Genomic DNA, 7,812 nt, shown 5'->3' with positions numbered 1-7,812 from the left:
AAAAGCTTCGGGGAGTCGGCAAACAGACTGCGATCCGGAGATGTCTGAATGGGGGAACCCAGCCATCATAAGATGGTTATCTTACGCTGAATACATAGGCGTAAGAGGCGAACCAGGGGAACTGAAACATCTAAGTACCCTGAGGAAAAGAAATCAACCGAGATTCCCTTAGTAGTGGCGAGCGAACGGGGACTAGCCCTTAAGTGGCTTTGAGATTAGCGGAACGCTCTGGAAAGTGCGGCCATAGTGGGTGATAGCCCTGTACGCGAAAATCTCTTAGTCATGAAATCGAGTAGGACGGAGCACGAGAAACTTTGTCTGAATATGGGGGGACCATCCTCCAAGGCTAAATACTACTGACTGACCGATAGTGAACTAGTACCGTGAGGGAAAGGCGAAAAGAACCCCGGAGAGGGGAGTGAAATAGATCCTGAAACCGTATGCGTACAAGCAGTGGGAGCCCACTTTGTTGGGTGACTGCGTACCTTTTGTATAATGGGTCAGCGACTTATTTTCAGTGGCGAGCTTAACCGAATAGGGGAGGCGTAGCGAAAGCGAGTCTTAATAGGGCGTCTAGTCGCTGGGAATAGACCCGAAACCGGGCGATCTATCCATGGGCAGGTTGAAGGTTGGGTAACACTAACTGGAGGACCGAACCGACTACCGTTGAAAAGTTAGCGGATGACCTGTGGATCGGAGTGAAAGGCTAATCAAGCTCGGAGATAGCTGGTTCTCCTCGAAAGCTATTTAGGTAGCGCCTCATGTATCACTGTAGGGGGTAGAGCACTGTTTCGGCTAGGGGGTCATCCCGACTTACCAAACCGATGCAAACTCCGAATACCTACAAGTGCCGAGCATGGGAGACACACGGCGGGTGCTAACGTCCGTCGTGAAAAGGGAAACAACCCAGACCGTCAGCTAAGGTCCCAAAGTTATGGTTAAGTGGGAAACGATGTGGGAAGGCTTAGACAGCTAGGAGGTTGGCTTAGAAGCAGCCACCCTTTAAAGAAAGCGTAATAGCTCACTAGTCGAGTCGGCCTGCGCGGAAGATGTAACGGGGCTCAAACCATACACCGAAGCTACGGGTATCACTTAGGTGATGCGGTAGAGGAGCGTTCTGTAAGCCTGTGAAGGTGAGTTGAGAAGCTTGCTGGAGGTATCAGAAGTGCGAATGCTGACATGAGTAACGACAATGGGTGTGAAAAACACCCACGCCGAAAGACCAAGGTTTCCTGCGCAACGTTAATCGACGCAGGGTTAGTCGGTCCCTAAGGCGAGGCTGAAAAGCGTAGTCGATGGAAAACAGGTTAATATTCCTGTACTTCTGGTTATTGCGATGGAGGGACGGAGAAGGCTAGGCCAGCTTGGCGTTGGTTGTCCAAGTTTAAGGTGGTAGGCTGGAATCTTAGGTAAATCCGGGATTCTAAGGCCGAGAGCTGATGACGAGTGTTCTTTTAGAACACGAAGTGGTTGATGCCATGCTTCCAAGAAAAGCTTCTAAGCTTCAGGTAACCAGGAACCGTACCCCAAACCGACACAGGTGGTTGGGTAGAGAATACCAAGGCGCTTGAGAGAACTCGGGTGAAGGAACTAGGCAAAATGGCACCGTAACTTCGGGAGAAGGTGCGCCGGTGAGGGTGAAGGACTTGCTCCGTAAGCTCATGCCGGTCGAAGATACCAGGCCGCTGCGACTGTTTATTAAAAACACAGCACTCTGCAAACACGAAAGTGGACGTATAGGGTGTGACGCCTGCCCGGTGCCGGAAGGTTAATTGATGGGGTTAGCTAACGCGAAGCTCTTGATCGAAGCCCCGGTAAACGGCGGCCGTAACTATAACGGTCCTAAGGTAGCGAAATTCCTTGTCGGGTAAGTTCCGACCTGCACGAATGGCGTAACGATGGCGGCGCTGTCTCCACCCGAGACTCAGTGAAATTGAAATCGCTGTGAAGATGCAGTGTATCCGCGGCTAGACGGAAAGACCCCGTGAACCTTTACTATAGCTTTGCACTGGACTTTGAATTTGCTTGTGTAGGATAGGTGGGAGGCTTTGAAGCGTGGACGCCAGTCTGCGTGGAGCCAACCTTGAAATACCACCCTGGCAACTTTGAGGTTCTAACTCAGGTCCGTTATCCGGATCGAGGACAGTGTATGGTGGGTAGTTTGACTGGGGCGGTCTCCTCCTAAAGAGTAACGGAGGAGTACGAAGGTGCGCTCAGACCGGTCGGAAATCGGTCGTAGAGTATAAAGGCAAAAGCGCGCTTGACTGCGAGACAGACACGTCGAGCAGGTACGAAAGTAGGTCTTAGTGATCCGGTGGTTCTGTATGGAAGGGCCATCGCTCAACGGATAAAAGGTACTCCGGGGATAACAGGCTGATACCGCCCAAGAGTTCATATCGACGGCGGTGTTTGGCACCTCGATGTCGGCTCATCACATCCTGGGGCTGAAGCCGGTCCCAAGGGTATGGCTGTTCGCCATTTAAAGTGGTACGCGAGCTGGGTTTAGAACGTCGTGAGACAGTTCGGTCCCTATCTGCCGTGGACGTTTGAGATTTGAGAGGGGCTGCTCCTAGTACGAGAGGACCGGAGTGGACGAACCTCTGGTGTTCCGGTTGTCACGCCAGTGGCATTGCCGGGTAGCTATGTTCGGAATAGATAACCGCTGAAAGCATCTAAGCGGGAAACTAGCCTCAAGATGAGATCTCACTGGAACCTTGAGTTCCCTGAAGGGCCGTCGAAGACTACGACGTTGATAGGTTGGGTGTGTAAGCGCTGTGAGGCGTTGAGCTAACCAATACTAATTGCCCGTGAGGCTTGACCATATAACACCCAAGCAATTTGCTGACCTGAAAAGGCACCAGATTGCGGTGTGTGAAGACGAAACGAACCGAAAGTTCGACTGCCCCTAAAAAGGCAGCACAAAACACCGAAACCTACCACATACCCAATTTGCTGAAGCGAGGCCTTCTGGCCACGACTCAGTACCCGAATTTCTTGACGACCATAGAGCATTGGAACCACCTGATCCCATCCCGAACTCAGCAGTGAAACGATGCATCGCCGATGGTAGTGTGGGGTTTCCCCATGTGAGAGTAGGTCATCGTCAAGATTGAATTCCGAAACCCCTATCTGCGTATGCAGGTAGGGGTTTTGTTTTGCTTGCGAAAAAGTTATTTGCGCAAATCAATCCTTGCGAGGATTGATAAGGTGCGCCACACACACAAGACAGACTCGTAGAAAGTGGATGGCGCATGCAGTACTTGGTCTGGGGTTAAGCAGGTCTTTCAGCTTATCGGGTGGCGTTTCCTACATGCCATCGTCCCCTTCGACTCGGCTCATGGAGGTGCTCACATCGGTAGCGCTGCGACGGCCATTGATCTGATAGCTGCGTTCGCCTGGATCGAACTCCGGTTTGCGAAGTACCAATTGAGCGCCAAGCCCATGTTCTGCGCTGTACCTTCCAAACCAGCTCATTATCCTCCCGATGTAACACTGCTTGCCGATGATGACCGGCATATCTGCGACTATTTCGAAGCTGTAGTGTCCGGGTCCGAAACTGTAGTACACACTGGAGTCTTCTGCTGTTGGCGGGATGGGGCATAGAGGACGGCTCTGATCGCCTATATCTTTCGCCTCGGTTTTGCTCACGGTGGTCAGCGCTTGGGTCAGTGCTTTATGTAGGGCGACGTCCAAGGTTTTGTTCGAGCCGCGGGTTTCATCTTTTTGAATCCTGGGGATAGACAGCTGATAACGGTAGTTAACCGTTACAGTGGGGGCTATGCCTATCTTCTTCAAAGGGTTCAGCAGGTAGAGGTGATCAACCCCGTAGTAGCTGTTGCTGTAGGCTGCATACACACGGCCGCGAACTTTTATCCAGTTGACGGTTTGGTTTGCACCTCGATCATTGATAGAAAGCAGAGCGCTTTCAGCGCTCGACTCGGGATCGAAATCACGTCTTGTTCTGACAAACGTTTCTCCGTTCCGTCGAAACGTTTCTATGAAAGTGAACAAGCCAGTGCCACCTGAATAGGTCGCTACAACAAGGTCTCTCAATCCATCGCCGTCCAGGTCCATCAGGCTGTACGAGGTATTACCGAACTCGCCGGCACCCTCAACCTTAGACGCGTTCAAGGCCTTCCATTCGTCCTTTGTGACACCTTTGGGGATGACTTTTGGGAAGTGTGCGTCGCTCAGGGTGTTCTCGTCATCGTTGACGTTTGAAAATGTAGTAACCCCTTTCTTTATAGAGAGTTCTTTCAGTGTGCGCTCTAGCGGGAACTCTGCATTGGAGTGACGCTTTCTCTCGATGGTCTGTCGCAGATCTTCTGATACCTGCTTGTCTAGTTCGTCGGGTATGTAGACAGCTACTTCGCTCCATTGCGTCTTCAATGAACCCAGGCGCTCGTTATAGCGCTGAGTAAGGCAGGGTTTATCTTCGGCGCATTGATCGCGTGTTCTCAGCCAGAGGCGCTGGGCTTCTCTCAATTCAGAATGTGCTTGAGGATTGGCTTCAGCCAGTCCTTGGTAAGCCCAGCCCATGTGTGTATCCAGTCGATACAGTTCGGTATCTGCGCAAATCGTCTTTTCAACGGCGGTTGTTGCTTTTGTACAATCCATTCCCGATGCAAGTGCGCTCTGGGTAGACAGCAGGGCGCAAGCAGACAGAATGTGGCGTGCCTTGATGTGCACAGTCATAAATCCTTGTATTAATTAAGTCAGTGCAGCGCCAACATGTTTGGGTGCTTTGCGGTCAAGAGACGAGCGCTGCGAAACAAACTCCCCCTGTGCTCAGGCGGGTCGGGTCAAGTTGGCTTGGGTGCAATACCGATGCAGATATCCTCACTGCGCCTCCTCGACCGCGTTTCTGATTGTGTCATGATCCACGCCAAGGCGTGTCCAGGATCCGCTGGTCGCTTCTTCCGATCATTTTCCTTGCCTCTTTCAGCGCGACACCTGTGCGTTGGCTCTCTTTATGGGGCGCAGAAATGGTTCATTACCCATCCATGCCCTCGTAAAATCTGCTTTTATGTCAGTTAATTAGGTAATTGCGTGCCCGCTCCCTATAAGGGAAAGCCGCAAGTGGCCGATAACCCGACGAGCCCTAAGCGTGCGCCAGGCAATAGTGATCGCAGGTTTGTGAAATATTGCTTGATAGCCTATGGCTGCTAGCTATCATCTGCGCGCCGAAACGGGCAGCGAAGTTGAGCTCGTCCTTGTATTTGCCTTTGGGTTCATCTTCTTACTTGCCTGGAATCTTCGATGCTGGCGTACCACCAAAAAAGCTTTTTGATCGTCGATGATTTCTCGGATTTCCGCAGTTCGGTCAGGTCGATGTTGCGTGAGCTGGGCGTCAAGGATGTAGACACGGCCGATACCGGCGAAGTGGCGCTGCGCATGTGCGCGCAGAAGCGCTACGACTTCATCCTGCAGGACTTTCACCTGGGCGACGGCAAGAAGAACGGCCAGCAGGTGCTTGAAGACCTGATGGTCGACAAGTTGATCAGCCACGAAAGCGTGTTTGTCATGGTCACGGCCGAGACCAGTCAGGCGATGGTGCTCAGCGCTCTGGAACACGAGCCGGATGCGTACCTGACCAAGCCTTTCAATCGCTCCGGCCTGGCTCAGCGGTTGGAGCGACTGGTGCAGCGCAAGACATTGCTCAAGCCGATCCTGCAAGCCCTTGATCGTGGCAAGCCTGCCGAAGTGTTGGCAGCCTGTGTTGCGCTCTGCAAGCAGGACCCGCGTTATGCGCCGTTGTGTCAGCGCTTCCGGGCCGATGCATTGCGCGACCTTAATCAGCACGAGGCGCTTGAGCGCTTTCTCAATACCATTCTGGCCGAGCGGCCATTGCCTTGGGCTTACGCAGGTCTGGGGCGTTCGCTGATCAAGCGGGGGCAGGTGACGCAGGCCAAGAATGTGTATGAGGCCGGGCTGAAGGCGTTCCCGATGATGCCGGCGCTCTACGACGGGATGGCGGACGTGCTGATCGCCCAAGGTGATCCCAAGCGTGCGCAGAGTGTCCTGGAAGAGGCTGTCCGGTTGTCGCCATTGGCTGTTCGTCGTCAATCGCTGCTCGGCAAACTGGCATTGGCCAACGAAGATTTCGAGAGCGCCTCCAAGGCTTACCGTCAGGCTGTTGCTCAAGGCGCGCAGTCGCGTTTCAAGGACCCGGAGAGCAATCTCGGGTTGGCCCAGGCGCTGATCAGCAAGGGCAGTGAAAAGGGCCTGGATACCCGGACGCGCCTGGAGATCAACCAGACGCTCAGCCTGGTGGCCAAGGAGAACGTCAATGACCCTGGCCTGCAGATTCGCGCGCGGTTGATGAAGGCCACGAGCCTGCTGCTCAATGATGCCGAAACCGCCGAGAAGCTGACTGAGCAAGCCATGGCGCGGCTCGATGGCATGGAGCAGTTCATGAGTGCCGAAGCGGCGCTGCTGGTTGCCAAGCAATTGCAAATGCTGGGGCAGGCTGACGCCGGTGCGTCGATGCTGAAAAACTGTGCAGAGATCTACGGTGATGATCCGGTCGTGATGCAAGGCATTGCCAAGTTGACTGACGACCCGAACATCCTCAATTCCGGTAATGCCGCCGCCGACCTCAACCGTCAGGGCGTGCGCAGCTACAAGGCCGGCACGCTGGCCGAGGCGCGGGAGTTGTTCCGGCGCGCGCTGGCCATGCAGCCAAAGAACATCAGTATTGCTTTGAACATGGCGCAATCGCTGCTGCATGGCGCTGATGCCGGCCTCGATGGGGCGTTGCTGGAAGAGTGTCAGGCGGCGCTTAAAATGGTTGGTCTGATGCCTGACAGCGATCCCCGTTATCCGCGTTACCAGAAGCTGCGCGCCAAGGCGTTTGTCGAATGAGTGACAGCCGCGAGGGGCTCGATTTTTCGACGGTGATTGCCTCCACCGTCCATGACATGAAAAATTCCCTGGCCTTGCTCATGCAAACCCACGGGCAGTGGCTTTCCCGTCTGCCAGACGGGCAGCGTCAAACCGGCGAACAGCGTGTGATCGAGTATGAGTTCGCGCACCTTAACGGCATGCTGGTGCAGTTGCTCGGGCTGTACAAACTGGGCGTCAACCAGTTGCCCTTGCAGCCTGACTACCATGAGCTGGATGATTTCATAGAGGCGCAGTTGGCCGGGCACCAGCAGGTGTTTGATAACCGTGGTATCAGCGCCACCTGTGAGGTGGAAGACTTCATGCCTCTCGGTTTTTTTGACCGGGGGTTGATTGACTCGGTGCTGGCCAACATTATCAACAACGCTCTGCGGTATACGCGGCATGCGTTGGTGGTCAGCGCGCGCGAGGAGGCCGGGCAACTGGTGCTCAGCATCAACGATGACGGTGAGGGTTACCCGGCGCAGATGATCGAGCGCCAGGCTGATTATGTGCAAGGTATCAATCGGGTCAGTGGCAGCACCGGCCTGGGGTTGTACTTCGCTGCACGCATTGCCGAGCTGCATCAGCGCAACGGTGTGCGGGGCCGTATCGAAATCAGCAATGGCGGTCCTTTGGGCGGCGGCTTGTTCAGTCTTTACCTTCCTTGAGTGAGGCGCCTGCCTCGCCCCTTCTTTCAGAGTGAACGATTCAGCATTGGCGTGATGCGTGGTTAGCGTCGGCTCATGCGGCTTTTTGCGTGTCTGTGCTTGAAATCCTGAACGGGTGATGCGTATTTTGTACGGGTCGCCGTTCGCGGCTGTATAACAACAAGGATTGAGTCATGACGACCGATGGCCAGAGCTCACTCGCACAGCGATTGACCGGCATTGATGAGATTGAGTGTGTCACCCCGGACCTTAACGGTGT

Annotated in this window: 3 protein-coding genes and 2 rRNA genes (1 of these 5 cut by a window edge); 4 read left to right on the top strand and 1 reads right to left on the bottom strand. The window is 54.1% G+C overall.

Annotation, left to right across the window (positions count from 1 at the left end; all coding sequences use genetic code 11):
- Both AC1Z1G_RS19565 and rrf read left to right on the top strand, forming a co-directional pair.
- Positions 1 to 2,822: ribosomal RNA gene (locus tag AC1Z1G_RS19565) — 23S ribosomal RNA — on the top strand (it extends 70 nt beyond the left edge of the window).
- Positions 2,823 to 2,993: 171 nt separating this feature from the next.
- Positions 2,994 to 3,109: ribosomal RNA gene (rrf, locus tag AC1Z1G_RS19560) — 5S ribosomal RNA — on the top strand.
- Between the two features lie 197 nt (positions 3,110 to 3,306).
- Here rrf and AC1Z1G_RS19555 read toward each other — a convergent pair.
- Positions 3,307 to 4,695, bottom strand: a complete 1,389-nt coding sequence (locus tag AC1Z1G_RS19555; protein ID WP_483621920.1) for a lysozyme inhibitor LprI family protein — start codon at positions 4,693 to 4,695, stop codon at positions 3,307 to 3,309.
- Positions 4,696 to 5,259: 564 nt separating this feature from the next.
- Between AC1Z1G_RS19555 and AC1Z1G_RS19550 the strand changes: the two genes are divergently transcribed.
- Together AC1Z1G_RS19550 and AC1Z1G_RS19545 are read left to right on the top strand one after the other, a co-directional pair.
- Positions 5,260 to 6,864, top strand: coding sequence for a tetratricopeptide repeat protein (locus tag AC1Z1G_RS19550; protein WP_483621918.1), 1,605 nt, complete (start codon positions 5,260 to 5,262; stop codon positions 6,862 to 6,864).
- On the top strand, positions 6,861 to 7,553 hold the full coding sequence (locus AC1Z1G_RS19545; protein WP_483621917.1) for a sensor histidine kinase: 693 nt from the start codon (positions 6,861 to 6,863) through the stop codon (positions 7,551 to 7,553). Before AC1Z1G_RS19550 ends, AC1Z1G_RS19545 begins: the two co-directional genes overlap by 4 nt.
- Positions 7,554 to 7,812: the final 259 nt, after the last annotated feature.

This window comes from Pseudomonas sp. JL27(2026) (assembly GCF_056933555.1).
The sequence above is the reverse complement of the archived record's forward strand: the minus strand, read 5'-3'. Positions and strand labels throughout refer to the sequence as shown.

Bases quoted from the DNA above. Each gene is read 5' to 3' on its own strand.
- AC1Z1G_RS19550 (WP_483621918.1), top strand. From the start codon at position 5,260: ATGCTGGCGTACCACCAAAAAAGCTTTTTGATCGTCGATGATTTCTCG.
- AC1Z1G_RS19555 (WP_483621920.1), bottom strand. From the start codon at position 4,695: ATGACTGTGCACATCAAGGCACGCCACATTCTGTCTGCTTGCGCCCTG.
- AC1Z1G_RS19545 (WP_483621917.1), top strand. From the start codon at position 6,861: ATGAGTGACAGCCGCGAGGGGCTCGATTTTTCGACGGTGATTGCCTCC.